The sequence below is a fragment of the Acidiferrimicrobium sp. IK genome, assembly GCF_025499425.1.
Classification (GTDB): domain Bacteria; phylum Actinomycetota; class Acidimicrobiia; order Acidimicrobiales; family Palsa-688; genus Acidiferrimicrobium.
In genome coordinates this window covers 413306-428837 of the sequence record NZ_JAIMCB010000002.1, presented here as the reverse complement: position 1 = coordinate 428837, position 15532 = coordinate 413306, and the positions used below count along the sequence as shown (strand labels likewise).

14 protein-coding genes are annotated in these 15532 nt (G+C 71.9%); 7 read left to right on the top strand and 7 right to left on the bottom strand.

Features of this window, described 5'->3' with window-relative positions:
* Positions 1-140: 140 nt before the first annotated feature.
* Both K6U06_RS05445 and K6U06_RS05440 read left to right on the top strand, forming a co-directional pair.
* On the top strand, positions 141-731 hold the full coding sequence (locus K6U06_RS05445) for a PH domain-containing protein (RefSeq protein ID WP_262320890.1): 591 nt from the start codon (positions 141-143) through the stop codon (positions 729-731).
* Entirely contained in the window at positions 728-1432 is a 705-nt protein-coding gene (locus tag K6U06_RS05440) for a helical backbone metal receptor (protein WP_262320889.1), read from the top strand. The genes K6U06_RS05445 and K6U06_RS05440 overlap by 4 nt, the downstream gene beginning before the upstream one ends.
* Here K6U06_RS05440 and K6U06_RS05435 read toward each other — a convergent pair.
* Complete coding sequence (locus tag K6U06_RS05435) at positions 1356-2555, bottom strand: hypothetical protein (protein ID WP_262320888.1); 1200 nt, start codon at positions 2553-2555, stop codon at positions 1356-1358. The two genes, K6U06_RS05440 and K6U06_RS05435, sit on opposite strands and share 77 nt — an antisense overlap.
* 98 nt (positions 2556-2653) lie before the next feature.
* On the opposite strand from K6U06_RS05435, the gene K6U06_RS05430 reads away from it, so the two are divergent.
* Positions 2654-3808 (top strand): CaiB/BaiF CoA transferase family protein, encoded by a 1155-nt coding sequence (locus K6U06_RS05430; protein WP_262320887.1) that lies wholly within the window; start codon positions 2654-2656, stop codon positions 3806-3808.
* Between the two features lie 45 nt (positions 3809-3853).
* On the opposite strand, the gene K6U06_RS05425 is transcribed toward K6U06_RS05430, so the two are convergent.
* Together K6U06_RS05425 and K6U06_RS05420 are read right to left on the bottom strand one after the other, a co-directional pair.
* Positions 3854-4093: an Lrp/AsnC family transcriptional regulator gene (locus K6U06_RS05425; protein ID WP_262320886.1), complete on the bottom strand. Its 240-nt coding sequence runs from the start codon at positions 4091-4093 to the stop codon at positions 3854-3856.
* 17 nt (positions 4094-4110) lie between these two features.
* Positions 4111-5913, bottom strand: a complete 1803-nt coding sequence (locus K6U06_RS05420) for a phosphoenolpyruvate carboxykinase (GTP) (protein ID WP_262320885.1) — start codon at positions 5911-5913, stop codon at positions 4111-4113.
* A gap of 173 nt (positions 5914-6086) precedes the next feature.
* Here K6U06_RS05420 and thiL point away from each other — a divergent pair, with 173 nt between their 5' ends.
* Both thiL and K6U06_RS05410 read left to right on the top strand, forming a co-directional pair.
* Entirely contained in the window at positions 6087-7055 is a 969-nt protein-coding gene (gene thiL, locus K6U06_RS05415; RefSeq protein WP_262320884.1) for a thiamine-phosphate kinase, read from the top strand.
* Between the two features lie 15 nt (positions 7056-7070).
* Positions 7071-8951, top strand: a complete 1881-nt coding sequence (locus K6U06_RS05410; protein ID WP_262320883.1) for a helix-turn-helix domain-containing protein — start codon at positions 7071-7073, stop codon at positions 8949-8951.
* A gap of 151 nt (positions 8952-9102) precedes the next feature.
* Here K6U06_RS05410 and rpmB read toward each other — a convergent pair whose 3' ends face one another.
* Entirely contained in the window at positions 9103-9297 is a 195-nt protein-coding gene (gene rpmB / locus K6U06_RS05405) for a 50S ribosomal protein L28 (protein ID WP_262320882.1), read from the bottom strand.
* Between the two features lie 81 nt (positions 9298-9378).
* On the opposite strand from rpmB, the gene K6U06_RS05400 reads away from it, so the two are divergent.
* The gene (locus K6U06_RS05400; RefSeq protein ID WP_262320881.1) at positions 9379-11031 is read left to right on the top strand and encodes a DAK2 domain-containing protein; all 1653 of its coding nucleotides are present in this window, start codon (positions 9379-9381) and stop codon (positions 11029-11031) included.
* The gene (gene recG / locus K6U06_RS05395) at positions 11028-13208 is read left to right on the top strand and encodes an ATP-dependent DNA helicase RecG (protein ID WP_262320880.1); all 2181 of its coding nucleotides are present in this window, start codon (positions 11028-11030) and stop codon (positions 13206-13208) included. Before K6U06_RS05400 ends, recG begins: the two co-directional genes overlap by 4 nt.
* A 50-nt stretch (positions 13209-13258) precedes the next feature.
* Here the strand turns inward: recG and K6U06_RS05390 are convergent, their stop codons facing one another.
* The 3 genes from K6U06_RS05390 to K6U06_RS05380 are packed head-to-tail and all read right to left on the bottom strand — an operon-like array spanning position 13259 to position 15301.
* On the bottom strand, positions 13259-13660 hold the full coding sequence (locus K6U06_RS05390) for a PIN domain-containing protein (protein ID WP_262320879.1): 402 nt from the start codon (positions 13658-13660) through the stop codon (positions 13259-13261).
* Positions 13657-13899, bottom strand: a complete 243-nt coding sequence (locus K6U06_RS05385) for a type II toxin-antitoxin system Phd/YefM family antitoxin (RefSeq protein WP_262320878.1) — start codon at positions 13897-13899, stop codon at positions 13657-13659. Before K6U06_RS05385 ends, K6U06_RS05390 begins: the two co-directional genes overlap by 4 nt.
* Before the next feature lie 49 nt (positions 13900-13948).
* A complete protein-coding gene (locus tag K6U06_RS05380) occupies positions 13949-15301 on the bottom strand; it encodes an MFS transporter (RefSeq protein ID WP_262320877.1) in 1353 nt (450 codons plus the stop codon).
* Positions 15302-15532 lie beyond the last annotated feature (231 nt).

Genomic DNA, 15532 nt, shown 5'->3' with positions numbered 1-15532 from the left:
CAGGCGGGCAGTCCCCCCGAACCACCCTGGCCGGCGCAGCAACCGGTGACCTCTCAGCGCCCACAATGCCTGGCCCGGCGCAGCACGTCAAGTACCCCCCGGCGGCAGGGGATCGGACGCGTGGCTTAGCGTTGGTGCGCATGCCGTTTCCCGCCCGCCTGCTCAACCCCGGGGAAGAGGTCGTCGCGGACGTCCGCACCCACTGGTGGTACTTCGCGGGTCCCGTCGCCGCCGCGGTCGCGGTGCTCGCCGGCGCGGTCGCCGCAGTGGTGATCGGAGCGGCCCGCCCGGTCGATCTGGCCGTCGTGGTGGTGCTCGGCGTCGCCCTGGCGTGGCTCGTGGTGCGCTACGTGCGCTGGAGCGGCACCCACCTCTTCGTCACCACCGACCGGTTGATTCATCGGCAGGGGCTGGTTGCCCGGAGGGGCCGGGAGATCCCCCTCGACCACCTGAGCGACATCGAGTACCGCCAGACGATCTGGCAGCGGGTGCTCGGCGCCGGCGACTTGGTCCTCGAGTCGGCGGGGCGAGACAGCCGGGAGGTGTTCCCGTGGCTGCCTCACCCCGGCGCGATCCAAAACGAGATCTACCGCCAGATCGACGCCAGCCGCACGCAGCGAGGCGTCTCGGTGGCCGAGGAGATCGACCGCCTCGACGGACTCCGCAGGCGGGGTGTGCTAACCGAAGCCGAGTTCGAGGCGCAAAAGGCCCGCCTCCTGAGCCGGCCGTGAGGGTGGTCAGCCTGGTCCCGTCGGCGACCGAGACCCTGCGAGCGTGGGGCGTCGACCCGGTGGCGGTGACCCGGTTTTGCGAGCAGCCCGACCTGCCGACGGTAGGCGGCACCAAAAACCCTGACATCGAAGCGATCGCCGCGCTTCGCCCGGACCTGGTGGTGCTCGACAGGGAGGAGAACCGCCGGGAGGACGCCGAGGCCCTCGCCGCGGCTGGCATCCCGCTCCACGTGCTGCACATCACCGGCGTCGAGGACGTCGAGGAGGCGTTGGACGGTATGGCCCGGGCGGTGGGCGCCGAAGAGGTTGAGAAAGGGGCCGTGACGCCTGCGCCGCCGGCGCGGCCGGCTGTCCCGGTGTGGGTGCCGATCTGGCGCCGGCCGTGGATGGCGATCGGCAACGGCACTTACGGCGCGTCGCTCCTGGCCGCAGCCGGCTTCCAGGTGCGAGCCGGCGGCGACGGGCGATACCCGGAGGAGGACCTGCGACGGGTGGCCGCGCTCGGAGTGTCCTTCGTGTTGGCCCCGTCGGAGCCATACCCGTTCAAGGAACGCCACCGGCGCGAGCTGGAGGTGGTGGCCCCCGTAGAGATGGTCGACGGCAAGGACCTCTTCTGGTGGGGGGTCAGGACACCGGCGGCGCTGGCGCGCCTGCGGGTGCTGGGCGAAGCCCTGAGGGCCAGAGCAGCCGCGGGCCGCTGAGCGCCGCCAGGCTGCGCAAGACCGCCTCCGGCGTGCCGTAGGCCAAGGCGCCGGGACTCGCCGTCCACGCCTGCCGGTGCAGGGCGGCCCGGCGGGCCACGGCGGCGGCCGGATCGGGGTGAGGCCACCCGGGTCCGACGTCGATCACCTCGGCGGCCCCCGCGGCGACCGCCGGCGGCCCGCCGGCGACATGCAGGACCGGGCCGGGACCGATGCCGGCGCGCACCGCCGCCAGCCCGGCGTGCACGGCCGCGGCCGGGGTGGTCGACGCCCGCCCCCACTCCGCCGCCGCGAGCGCCTCGCCGGCGCCGGTGACCACCACCCAGTCCGGGCGGCGCGCGCCGACCGCCGCGGCCTCGCAGCGGGCCGCCTGGAGCGCATCGGGGTGCGACAAGTCGAGCACGACGCCCCGCGGCCCGAAGGGAGCGAGGACCAGACCCCACCCCCAGCCCCGCCGCGCCGCGGCTCGGGCGACGGTCTCCGCGTCCGAGGGACCGGCGGCCACCAGCAGGCCAGCGGCGACGCCCGCAGGCCGCTGCGGGCCGGCGGGCGAACGCAAGGCGACGCCGGCTCGCTCCACCTCGGCGGCCGCCTGCGCCAGTGCGCCGCTCGACGCCCCGACGGCCACCACCGCCCCCGTCACGTCACCCACGTCGCGGGCTTCGCCCCGCTCGGCGCGCCACGCGGCCGCGTAGCCGGCCAGGTCCGGGCCCAGCCATAAGCGGTCCAGCTCGACCCGTTCGCCAGGGCCGAGCAGCACGCCGCCCATCTCGGCGCACGCGGTGAGCAGCCAGCCGTCGCGCTGCAACCCGACGTGCCCCCGGTGGTGGGCGGCGCCCAGCCAGCCCACCGCCCCACGGTCGGTGCTGAGCGCCGGCGCACCGGGCCGGAGGGCGCCGGAGGGACGGCCCTGGCAGCCGGGGTCGTCGCGGTCCCAGCCGAGGGCCGAGACACTGCGGGTGGTCGGGATCTCGATCGGGACCAGCACCCGCTCCACGGTCGCGGGGACCGGGCCGTCGTTGGCCACTGACAGCCGCAACGAGCGCCCGCCGGCCACGTCTTGGACCTCGACCGCCGCTGCCAGGTCGGGGCCGCCCGCGATGGTCACGTCGATGACGTTCACGCCGGCAGGACGTTAGCGCCCGGCGCCTCGAGCGGTGGACTTGTCCGCGGCGGCCCGGCCGGTGAAGATCACCCGGACTTACCAGGGAGGAGCTTGGGATGAGCGGACCGCTTTCGGGTTATCGGATCGTGGAGCTGACGGGGATCGGACCGGGTCCCTTCGCGGGCATGGTCCTGTCGGACATGGGAGCGGAGATCCTCCGGGTGGACCGGTCACAAGCCGTGTCGGACGCCGCGGCCACCCCTGTCAACGACATCCTCGGCCGGGGCCGTCGGTCGGTCGGCGTGGACCTGAAGCACCCGGGCGGGCGAGACACCGTCCTGCGCTTGGTGGAGAAGGCCGACGCCCTGATCGAGGGGTACCGCCCCGGCGTCACGGAGCGCCTGGGGATCGGCCCCGACGACTGCCTGGCCCGCAACCCCAAGCTGGTCTACGGCCGCATGACCGGGTGGGGTCAGGACGGCCCGGTCGCGTCGACCGCCGGTCACGACATCGACTACATCTCACTGTCGGGCGCGCTGTCGCTGGTCGGCCGGGCCGGCGAGGTCCCCGTGCCCCCCGTCAACCTGCTCGGCGACTTCGGCGGCGGCGGGATGCTGCTCGCCTTCGGCGTCGTGTGCGCCCTCTTGGAGGCGTCGCGCTCCGGGCAGGGCCAGGTCGTGGACGCGGCCATGGTCGACGGGTCGGCGCTGCTGACCGCGATGATCTGGAGCTTTAGGGCCGGTGGGCAGTGGGGGGAGCGGGGCACCAACATGCTCGACACCGGCGCCTGGTTCTACGAGGTGTACGAGACCGCAGACGGCGGCTACTTGAGCTTTGGGTCCATCGAGCCGCAGTTCTTCGCCGAGATGGTGCGCATCGTCGGGTTGGCCGACGACGTGGACGGCAAGGGGCCGGTCCCCGACCAGTGGGACCGGGCCAGTTGGCCGGCGATGAAGGAACGCCTGGCGGCGGTGGTGCGGACCCGTACCCGCGACGAGTGGGCCGCCGACTTCGAGGGCAGCGACGCGTGCGTCTTCCCGGTCCTCGACCTCGAGGAGGCCGCCGCCCACCCCCACAACGTGCACCGGCAGACCTTCACCGAGCGCGACGGCGTCACTCAGCCCAGCCCCGCCCCCCGCTTCAGCCGCACCCCGGCGTCCATCGCCGGGCCGCCCGCCGCGGCCGGCCAGCACACCGACGGAGCGCTGGCCGACTGGGGATTCTCCGCCGCCGAGATCAGCGAACTGCGAGCGGCCGGCGCCGTGCGCTGAGTCGACCCAACCGTCCGGGCGGCGCCGCCGGCGCCGCCCGGAGGGTCAGTCCAAGTTGACGACCGGGCAGGTGAGAGTGCGAGTGATCCCCTCCGTGCGCTGCACGCGGCTGACGACCATGCGCCCCAGCTCGTCCATAGTTTCCGCCTGAGCCCTGACGATCACGTCGTAGGGGCCCGTGACGTCGTCCGCGGCGACGACCCCCGGCAGGTCCCGCACGTGGGCGACCACGGCGGCCGCCCGGCCGACCTCGGTCTGGATGAGGACGTATGCCTGCACGGCCATGTCCGCTCTCCCTGCCGCTACGCCAGCCGCTTTTCCAGGGCGGCCAACTCTTGGTGAAGCTCGTCAGGGACATGCTCGCCGAGGCTTTCGTAGTGCTCTGCGATGAGCGGCACCTCCGCCCTCCAGCCCTCCACGTCGACGCGCAGCAGCTCCGCCATCGCCTCCGGGGTGATGTCCATCCCCTCGGTCGGGATCGCCGACGCGGTCGGGATGTAGCCGATAGGCGTCTCGGTCGCGTCGCCCCGGCCGGCGCAGCGCTCGAAGATCCACTCGAGCACCCGGCTGTTGTCCCCGAAGCCGGGCCACAGGAACGAGCCGTCGGCGCCCTTGCGGAACCAGTTCACGTAGAACAGCTTGGGCAGCTTGGCCGGGTCGGTGGCCTCGCCCACCCGCAGCCAGTGAGCGAAGTAGTCGGCCATGTTGTAGCCGCAAAACGGCAGCATGGCGAAGGGGTCGCGGCGGAGCTTGCCCACCGCCCCGGCTGCCGCCGCGGTCGTCTCCGAGGCCATCAGCGAGCCGAGGAACACGCCGTGCTTCCAGTCGAACGCCTCGGTGACCAACGGCACCACCGTCGAACGGCGCCCGCCGAAGAGGATCGCCGAGATCGGCACGCCGCGGGGATCCTCCCATTCGGTGGCGATCGCCGGATCCTGTGAGGCAGGAGCGGTGAACCGGGCGTTGGGGTGCGACGCCGGCGTGCCCGACTCGGGAGTCCAGTCCTGGCGCTTCCAGTCGGTCAGGTGGGCGGGCGGCACTTTGGTCATACCCTCCCACCACACGTCACCGTCGTCGGTCAGCGCCGTGTTGGTGAAGATGACATTGCCCGAGAGGGTCAGCATGGCGTTGCGGTTGGTCTTGTCGTTGGTGCCAGGCGCCACGCCGAAGAACCCGTTCTCGGGGTTGATGGCCCGAAGCACGCCCTCCTCGTCGAACTTCATCCAGCAGATGTCGTCGCCGACGGTCTCGACCTTCCAGCCGGGGAGGGTCGGGATGAGCATCGCCAGGTTGGTCTTGCCGCACGCCGAGGGGAACGCCCCGGTGATGTAGCGGACCTCACCGTCGGGCGAGGTCAGCTTCACGATCAGCATGTGCTCCGCCAGCCAGCCGTCGTCTCGGGCCATGACCGAGGCGATGCGCAGGGCGAAGCACTTCTTGCCGAGCAGGGCGTTGCCTCCGTAGCCGGAGCCGTAGGACCAGATCTCCCGGGTCTCGGGGAAGTGCACGATGTACTTGTTGTCGGGGTTGCACGGCCACGAACTGTCGGCTTGGCCGGGCTCCAGCGGAGCACCGAGGGAGTGGACGCAAGGCACGAACTGGCCGTCGGACCCGAGGACCTCCAGCGCCCCGCGGCCCATGCGGGTCATGATCCGCATGGACACCGCGACATACGCCGAATCGGTCAGCTGCACGCCGACGTGCGCGATCGGAGAGCCGAGCGGGCCCATCGAGAACGGAACGACATAAAGCGTGCGCCCCTTCATCGACCCGCGGTACAGGTCGCGCATCGACGCCTTCATTTCTGCCGGTGCCTTCCAGTTGTTGGTGGCGCCGGCGTCCTCCTCCTTCTCGGAGCAGATGAACGTGCGGTCCTCGACCCGAGCGACGTCACCGGGATCGGAGGTGGCCCAGTAGCTGTTGGGCCGCTTGGCGTCCGACAGCCGGGTGAAGGTCCCGGCGTCGACCAGCTGCTGGCACAGCGCGTCGTACTCCTCGGCAGAGCCGTCGCACCACTCGACGCGATCCGGACCGAGCAGCTCGGCCCAGTCGTCTACCCAGGCGAGCAGAGCCGCGTTGTCGGTGAGGGGGGTCGGCGAAGTCACAGTCGGACGGTCTCCTTGATCTGGCGGTCCTGACTCGGTCTCAGCGCTTGTACCCGCCATCGCCTCCAGGGGAACGGACGCTTTGGGCGCTGCCCACCCAGCTCGTACGTGCCCTTGAACTCGTCGCCGGCTGCCTACGCTGACCTGGTGGGTCACCGTATCGGATCACCTCTTTGAGGGGCGAGTTCAGCGCCATCGAGAGGATCGCCGCCAGCCTTCCCGTCCCGGCGGCAGGAGAGACGTGGATCGGCGACGACGCTGCGGTCGTTCACGGCCGCGACGGCTGGCTGCTCCTCGCCGCGGACACCGTCGTCGCCGGGGTCCACGCCGACCTTTCCCTCACTGGGGTGGACGACCTGGGGTGGAAGGCCATGACCGCCAACCTCAGCGACCTGGCGGCCATGGGCGGGGAGCCGGGGCACGCGTTGGTCACGGTGAGCGGCCCGGGGGACAGCGACCTCGACGCCCTCTACCGCGGCATCGGCGACGCCGCCCGCCTGTACTGCTGCCCGGTGGTCGGCGGCGACTTGACCAACGGCCCGGTACTCGTCGTCACCGTGGCGGTGACCGGGACCGTCGAAGGCGATCCGGTGCTGCGCAGCGGCGCTCGACCGGGCGACGACCTCTGGGTCACCGGCCCCCTCGGCGCGGCCGCAGCAGGCCTCCGCCTTCTCCGCGCCGGGCACGCCCGCGGGGCCGGACCGGCAGCGGGGGACCTCGAGCCCGGCGAGGCCGCAGCCGTCCGGGCCCACGCCAGGCCGGTGCCGCTCCTGGCGGAGGGCCGGGCCGCCCGCCGGGCGGGGGCCACCGCGATGATCGACGTGTCCGACGGCTTCGCCGCCGACCTGGGTCACCTCGCCGACCGCTCCGGCGTCGGCTTCGAGCTGACCGGCCTGCCGATAGCACCCGCGGCCACGCTCGAGGAGGCCGTCGGAGGGGGCGAGGATTACCAGCTGATCTTCTCCGCTCCCGACGCCGACGCGGTGAGGACCGCGTTCGGTGGGTTGCCAGCGCCGAGCGTGGTCGGCCGGGTCGTTGCCGATCCAGGGACCCGGACCTTCAAGGGCTCTGCACTGCCTCCCGCCGGGTGGCAACACGAGTGGCAAATGCCGAGATTTCCCTCAAGTGCGAAGCCGGGGTAGCCGACCACCGAACATATGCAGGCGGACACCCACGAGTCGACAACCGAACACGCCGAGATCATCGCTGACCTCCTGGCCAGCCAGGATGCCCCGGCCGTGTTCGAAAGGCTCGGGCGGCTGCGCAGCGCCGAAGGCCCCGCGGAGGTCATAGGCGCGACGTTGCTTCCAGCGGCGCGGCTGCTGCAGCGCCGCTACCGCGCTGGTGAGCTCGACGCCGCAGCCCTCTCCGCCGGCATCGCGCTGGCCCGCAGGGCCCTGATCCGCGCCGGGGAGCCCGCGGTGGCGCCGCCGGCCGGGGTCACCCGCCGGCCGGTCGTGGTGGCCGCGCCGTCGGCGACGACCAGCCTGGACGCCGACGGCGCCTACGAATCCCTCCTCGCGACCGGCCACCCGGCGCAGCTCATCGCGCCAGTCGACGACGTCGAGTCCCTCGCCCGCCACCTCCGCTCGCTGGCGCCGCTGGCCCTGGTGCTCGCCTGCGACGACGCACGGTCCCTGCCCGCCATCGCCGCCCTGGCCGCGACCGCCGGCGCGGTGGGCGTGCCGGTCCTCGCGTGCGGGCCGGCCTACGGCGCCGACGGCCATCGGGCTGCCCGGATCGGGGCTACCGCGTGGGCGCCCGACCCTGCCGGCATGCTGACCATGCTCGCCCGGTGGCACCAGGCCGGGGGCGCGCTGGCCATGAACGTCGAGGAGCCACAAGACGCCGCGCTGGTGCGTGCCGCGTGGCCGGCGGTCACCATGGCCGCCGCCGGGACCGGCGGGCCCGACGAGGCCTGGGCCCAGACGACGGTGCGCGCCGTGGGCGATCTGCTGGCCGCCTCGCTGTGGGCCGGCGACGTCACGGTCCTGCTCGACTGGCTCGACGACGAGCTGTCCGGTCCGGACCGCACCCAGGTCCGTGACGTCCACGTCGTCGGGTTGCTCGACGCGGTCTCCTCCGCACTGCCTTCCACCATGTCGACGGCCGCCACGATGATCGGCGAAGCCCGCGACCACCTCCGCCAGCACATCCTGCGCCCCGGCCGGCCGACCCGCCCGGCCCCCCGCGCCGCTCTGCCGGAGACCGCAGCTCCCAGCCCGGTTGACTCCCGTCCCGCCGACGCCGGGGCGCGCCCGTCCCTGGCCCCGCTGCCGGCGCCGGTGCCGCCGGCCGCCCCTTCCATGCTCTCCAACGGCCACAGCGCCGCCGGGCAGGCCGCCGCAGGTCAGGCGTTCGCCGACCTCCTGCTGCTCGGCGCCCTGGCTGCCCAGTCGACCGGGGCTGTCCTCGCGGTGGTCCAACCCGGCGGCAAGTGGAGCGCCCTGGCCCACGGCCTCGACCAGCGCGACGGACTCAACGATCCGTTGCTCTGGACGACCATCGCCAGCCGGCGAGAGGCAGTGGAGATCCCCGACATGGGCACCCACCCCGAGCTGTCCCGCGGGCCGCTCGCCCAGCGCCCGATGTCGCTGCGCTGGGCGTACGGCATCGCCCTGCGCGATCAAGACGGTGCGGTGATCGCGGTGTTCAGCCTGGTGGACCGGTGGCTGCGCCAGGTCACCCGACGGGAGCAGCGGGCCCTGACCGCGGCCGCACGCCAGCTGACCGTCCAACTCCTCCAGGTCCGCCGGCCCGCGCCGGCGGCCGCCCCGCCGGCCGCCCCCACCGGTTGGAGCGGCGTCCGGCCCCTCGAGCGACCGGCCGGCGGCGGCCGACGCAACCTGTCGCTGCCCGACGGCCAGCAGCTCCTGCGCAGCCACGAGGTCGCCGTCCTCTTCGACGTCACCGAGCGCACGGTGATCAACTGGGCGGCCGCCGGCAAGCTCCCGAGCCTGCGGACCATCGGGGGCCACCTGCGTTTCCGCAGCGAGGACGTCTACTCGCTGCTGTCGTCGCGCCAGGGCGGCGCCTGAACCTCAGGCTCCACACCGCACGCCCCACGCCGCCCACACTGCACACCGCAGCGATTAGCCCCATCCGAACGGCGCCCCAGCGTCGGCCCAGGCGCGCCAGACGCCCGCCGGAGGCGGGCGTCTCATGCCTGGTCATCGTCGCCGGTTAGGGCTAGCGCACGACCTTTTGGATCTTGCCGGCCCGGATGCAAGACGTGCACACGTGGACCCGTCTCGGGCTGCCGTTGACCATGGCCCGGATGCGCTGGATGTTTGGATTCCAACGACGCTTGGTGCGCCGGTGGGAGTGACTGATGCTCATTCCGAACGAGGGGTGCTTGCCGCACACCTCACAGACCGCTGCCATGACGGGACAACCTCTCTTTAGGACGTCGTGCGGCTCACTCCAGTGAGCCTCAGGACCGACCGACGAGGTTAGCATCCCGTCATGCAGACGCTTGAGCGCCTGGCGGCGGGTGACCTCGTGGCCATAGTGACCGCCTACCGAGACGCCTTGCGGGCCCACCAGGAGATCATCAACAGGCTGAACGTCTACCCGGTGCCCGACGGCGACACCGGGACCAACATGGCCCTGACCCTCGAGTCGGTGGTGGCCGAGGTGGCCGAGCGCGGCGACGGCGACCTGACCGTCGTGGCCAAGGCCATCAGTCACGGGTCCCTGATGGGGGCGCGAGGCAACTCCGGGGTCATCCTGTCGCAGATCCTCCGGGGGCTGGCCTCCACCTTCGGCGCCGCCGGTTCGATCGACGGGCCGGTGTGGCGCGACGCACTCTCCGCCGCCCGCCAGGGCGCCTATAAGGCCGTCCAGCACCCGGTGGAGGGCACGATCCTGTCCGTGATGGCCGCGGCCGACGACGCGGTGCACGCCGCCGCCTCCGACGACCTGCTCGAACTGGCCGACCTGGCCCGCTCTGCCAGCTACGAGGCGCTGGCTCGCACCCCCGAGCAACTCCCGGTGCTCGCCAAGGCGGGGGTCGTCGACTCCGGGGGCAGCGGCCTGGTGCTCCTCTTCGATGCGGTGTGCCACGTGGTAGGCGGCCGGCCGCTCCCCGAGCCCGACACGTCGGTCCCCGGGGCGGCGGCGCCCGCCGCTGAAAGCTCACCGGACGAGCCGGCGGGGGACGACGGCCCCGACGACCTCCGCTACGAGGTGATGTATCTCCTGGAGGCTCCCGACGCGACGATCGACTCGTTCCGCGACGTGTGGGCCGGCATCGGCGACTCGATCGTGGTGGTCGGCGGCGACGGCCTGTACAACTGCCACATCCACACCGCGGACATCGGCGCGGCCATCGAGGCCGCGCTCGAGGTGGGTCGCCCGCGCAAGATCCGAGTGACCGACTTGTGGGAGGAGGTGGAGGAGGAGCGCTGGGTGCGCGAGGCGGCGGCCGGCACCCACGTCGACCCGCCGGTGGAGCCGGTCGAGTGCGCGGTGGTGGCGGTCTGCACCGGCGACGGGATCAGGCGGATCTTCCACTCGCTCGGCGTGACGACAACGGTCACCGGTGGGCAGACCATGAACCCCTCCACCGCGGAGCTGCTCGACGCGATCGCCAAGGCCCCCGCCGAGCAGGTGATCATCCTCCCCAACAACAAAAACATCGTTCCTGTCGCCGAGGCGGCAGCCGCGCAGGCGAGCAAAGCGGTGCGGGTGGTCGCCACCCGTGGCATCCCCGAGGGCTTCGCGGCTCTGCTCGAGTACGACCCCGAGGGAGACGTCGACGCCAACGCCGAGCTGATGACCATCAGCGCCGGGCGGGTGGTGGCCGGCGAGGTCACCACCGCGGTCCGCGACACCGAGAGCGAGGTCGGTGCGGTCCGGGCCGGCGACTACATCGGCCTGTCCCGCCGTGGGATCGAGGCTGTCGGTGCCACCGCCTCCGAGGCCGCCATCGCCCTGCTCGACCGGCTCATCGACGACGCCCACCACGAGATCGCCACCCTGATCGTGGGGGAGGGGGCCGCCGCCGCGGAGACCCGGCGCATCACCGAGTGGATGGCCGAGCACCGTCCGGAGATGACCGCCGAGATCCACCAAGGCGGTCAGCCGCTCTACCCGTACCTGTTCTCGATCGAGTGAGCGCCACGGGCCCGCCGACCGGCCGGGCCAGCACCCTGGCCGACCTCGACGCCGTCGGGGTCGGCGAGCTCGGGTCGGTGAAGGCCCACCCGAAATGGTTCGACGCTCTAGAGCAGGTGGGGATCCGGACCGTGCTCGATCTGGTCACCCACTACCCCCGCCGCTACATCGACCGGACCCTGCGCGAGGACATCGCCACGATCGTCGAAGGCCAGGAGTCCACCGTCTTGGCGACGGTGCGCAAGGTGGCGTCGCGCCGGACCCGCAACGGGCGGGCGATGGTGGAGATCGACGTGTTCGACGGGAGCAGCTACCTGCGTGCGACGTTCTTCAACCAGTCGTGGCGGGCCCGGCAGCTGCCAGAAGGGACCGAGGCGGTGTTCTCCGGCAAGGTCGATCGCTACAAGGGCCGCCTGCAGATGACGAACCCGTTGGTGGATCTGATCGGCAACCGGACCGGTCGCATCGTGGCGATCTACCCGGAGTCGGAAAAGGCTGGCCTATCCAGTCAGGACTACGGGATCATGGTCGAAGACGCGCTGGCCAACGTCGTTGGGACCCTCGAGGACCCGCTCCCCGAGGCGGTGCGCGCCGAGCACAACCTGGCGGAGCGGACGTGGTCGCTGCACCAGACCCACCTCCCCGAGCACATGGGCGCGGCCCAGCGGGGCCGGCGCAGGCTGGGTTTCGACGAACTGCTGCGCCTCCAGCTGATCCTGGTGCTACGCAAGCGCCTCATCGAGCGGGAGGCCATCGGTATCCGCCACCAAGTCGGCGGGGCCCTGATTCACCGCTTCCTCAGCCGGCTGCCCTTTCCCCTGACCTCAGCCCAGCAGCGGGCTCTGGCGGAGATCGACGCCGACCTGGCCGGCCCCCACCCCATGCACCGGCTGCTGCAAGGCGACGTCGGCTCCGGTAAGACCCTCGTGGCGGTGGCCGCCCTCCTCACCGCGGTCGAAGGCGGCCACCAAGGCGCGTTCATGGCGCCCACCGAGGTGCTCGCCGAGCAGCACGCGGCCGGCGTGCGGGCCCTCCTCGCCGGGCTGCAGGTCCCCGCCGGTGACGGCAGCCTCTTCGCCGACCGAGACCTGGCGGTGGGGCTGCTGACCAACCGCACGACCGCCACCGAGCGCCGGGCGCTCCACGCCCGGCTGCGCTCCGGCGAGATCGACATCCTCATCGGGACCCATGCCCTGCTCACCGACGCGGTGGCCTTCTCTGACCTCGGGGTCATCGTCATCGACGAGCAGCACCGCTTCGGCGTCGAGCAGCGCGCCGCCCTGCGGAGCAAGGGCGGCCAGCCGGAGGCCGGCGGTGACAAGGCGGCCGCGGTCCCAGACGTGCTGGTCATGACCGCCACACCGATCCCCCGGACCGCGGCGATGACGGTGTTCGGGGACCTCGACACCACCGTCCTCGACGAGTTGCCGCCGGGGCGGACCCCGATCGACACCACCTGGGCCCGGGGCCCGATCGAGGAAGCCGGCGCGTGGGAACGGGTCCGGGCCGAGGTGGCGGCCGGCCGGCAGGCCTACGTGGTGTGCCCCCTGGTGGAGGGCTCCGAAAAGATCCAGGCCCGGTCCGCGGCCGAGGAGGTTGAGAGGCTGGTGGCCGCCGAGCTGACCGGGCTGCGCCTCGGCCTGCTGCACGGCCAGCTCCCGGCGCGGGACAAGGAGGCGGTGATGGCGTCGTTTCGGGCCGGGGACATCGACGTCCTGGTCGCCACCACCGTCATCGAGGTCGGCGTCGACGTCCCCAACGCCACCGTCATGGTGATCGAGGACGCCGACCGCTTCGGTATCGCGCAGCTTCACCAGCTGCGCGGCCGGGTCGGGCGCGGAGCCGACCGGTCCTGGTGCTACCTGCTCGGCGAGGGCAGCACCCCCGAGGGCGAAGCCCGCCTGAAGGCCCTGGCGGCTACCACCGACGGCTTCGAGCTGGCCGAGATCGACCTCGAGCTGCGCGGCGAGGGCACGATCCTCGGCACCCGTCAAAAGGGGGCGACCGACCTCAAGCTGGCTTCGCTGCGCCGGCACCGCAAGACCGTGGAGCTGGCCCGGCAGGTCGCTTTCGAGATCGTCGACAGCGACCCGAGCCTCGCCGATCATCAAGAGCTCGCCGACGAGATCCGGTTCTTCGTCGACGACGAGGAACGGGAGTTCCTCTTCAAGAGCTGATTCGGGAGCGTCAGGTGGCCGTAGATCCAAAGGACGATGGCGCCGGGCCGTCAGGGCCGGTGGGTTCGCACGGCGACGCCGGGTAGGTCGCGGAAGGCGGCGATGTCGGCTGAGACTACCTCCCGCTGAGTTGCGGTCGCGGTGGCGGCGATGATGAGGTCGTGGGCCCCGCGGGGTCGTCCCTGCCGCCGGGTGGCCACGAGGAGGTCGGCGTGGGCGGCGGCGACGTTGGTGTCGTAGTCGACGACGGGCACGACGTGTTGGACGTCGTCGACGAACTGGAGTCTGGCAGCCCTGTGGGCATCGTCTGCGAACTGGACGCCGACGAGGAGCTCGGCCAGGGTGATGGCGGCGATGGCCACTTCGTCGTCATCGGCGATGACCGCATCGAGCTCGCCGCCGGAGCGGTTGGCATCGATGAGAAAGGTCGTGTCGAGGAGGAGCCGGCTCACGGTCGGGTCTCGATCTCCAGCAGCGCCCGGGCCGAGGTGGCATCGTCAGCGAAGGAGGGATCGCTCCGATGCCGGCGGAGCATGGCCTTGACGTCCGCGCCCTTCCCCGTACCGATGGGGTCGAGCTGGGCGATCACCCGGCCGCGCCGGACGATCGTGAAGTGCTCACCGCGGTGTTCCACGGCGTCGAGGATGGTCGAGAAGTTCCTGGCAGCCTCCGTCGCACTCACCTCAGGCATGCAATCAGATTATCTGAGTCGATCCGGCAGTGCAGTCGGCGACCGGTGACTAGAGCGTCGCTTGGCCCGCCGGCTCAGAAACCGGTTGTCCGGTGATCCACTCGGGGCGACTCTGCCATGGAGGGGCTGCGGCCCGCCGGCCGGGTTCGGTTTCTCGGAGCAGCGCCAGCAGGACGAGGGTGGAGGCGCCGAGGAGAGCGGCGCCGACCCAGAGCGCGGCGCTGATCCCGGAGAGGGCGGCGATGCCGCCAAGCACGAGAGGGCCGAGGGCGTAGCCGCTGTCGCGCCAGAGGCGGTAGACGCCGAGGGCGCCACCCCGCCAGGCCGGGTGGGCGCTGTCGCCGACGGCGGTGATGAGGTTGGGGTAGGCGAGGGCCATTCCCCCGCCCATGACCGTGGCCCCGAGGTACCAGACCGCCACGGTGGTGGTGGAGGCGATGATCGCGATCCCGGCGCCGATGAGGAAGGTGCCGGCGGTGATGGGCCATTTGCGCCCGACGTGGTCCGCGAGCCAGCCGGTGGGGACCTGGCCCAGTCCCCACACCCAGGCGTAGACGCCGACGAGGACGCCGACGGTGGCCACAGACAGGCCGCGGCGGAGAAAGTAGAGGGGGAAGAAGCCGATAACCAGGCTGTCGGCGACCTTGTTGATCATCCCGGCCTGGCAGACGGCAAGCATGCTGCGGTCGTGCCAGCTCATGTAGCGCGCTAGCTGCCTGACCCCGGGCATGGCCGTCTGGTCGGTGTGGGCGGCGTGGTGGCGCGCTGCTTCGGCTCGGGCCCATGGCAGGGTCTCGCGGGCCGGGCCGAAGGTGATCAAAGCGCCGGCGGCTACCACGCCGAGGGCGAGCAGGTACGGGGCGGGGCGTAGCCCGTAGGAGGCGACGAGCAGGCCGGCGGCGAGGCCGCCGATCCCGGTTCCTACGTAGCCGGCCGATTCGTCCAGGCCGACCGCGAGGCCGCGGCCGGCCGGTCCGACCAGGTCGATCTTGGCGGTGACCGACATGCTCCAGGTCAGCCCTTGGTTGACACCGAGGAACAGGTTGGCCAGTACCACCCACCACCATGCCTGGGCGAAGATGATCAATAGGGCGTAGGGCAGGGCGAAGGCCCAGCCGACGAGCAGGATCCGCTTGCGGCCGAGGCGGTCGGAGAGCCGCCCGGCGACGAGGTTCATCACAGCTTTGACCGCGCCAAAGGCGGCCACGAACGACACGGTGTAGAGGACGGAGACGACACCGAAGGTGTGCTTGGCGAGCGGTGGTAAGGCGACTCGTTCGACGCCGATGGTCGCGCCGACCAGCAGAGTGATGACGGTGAACAGCGAGAACTGCCACCAGTTGGCGCGCAGCCCGAGTCGGTGGTCGACGGTCGGACTTGTCGTCGAGGGGGCGGCGGTCATGGCCCGGTCGTGAGGGGTCGCATGCATGGATGAGTCAGACCCGCTCGGGGATGCGGTCGGCGACGAGCGCGATTTTCGGGTTTGGGCGGTTATCGTACAGGGCGTTTTGAGGTTCTTGCTCCACGACAGCGCGCCGCGTAGGGTTTTTCGCCACCGAGAATCGAGCCTGCGGTTGAGCTATCCAGCCGGCAGCCTGAATCTGCATGTTGGGGGACAACGGTGGGACGTGTG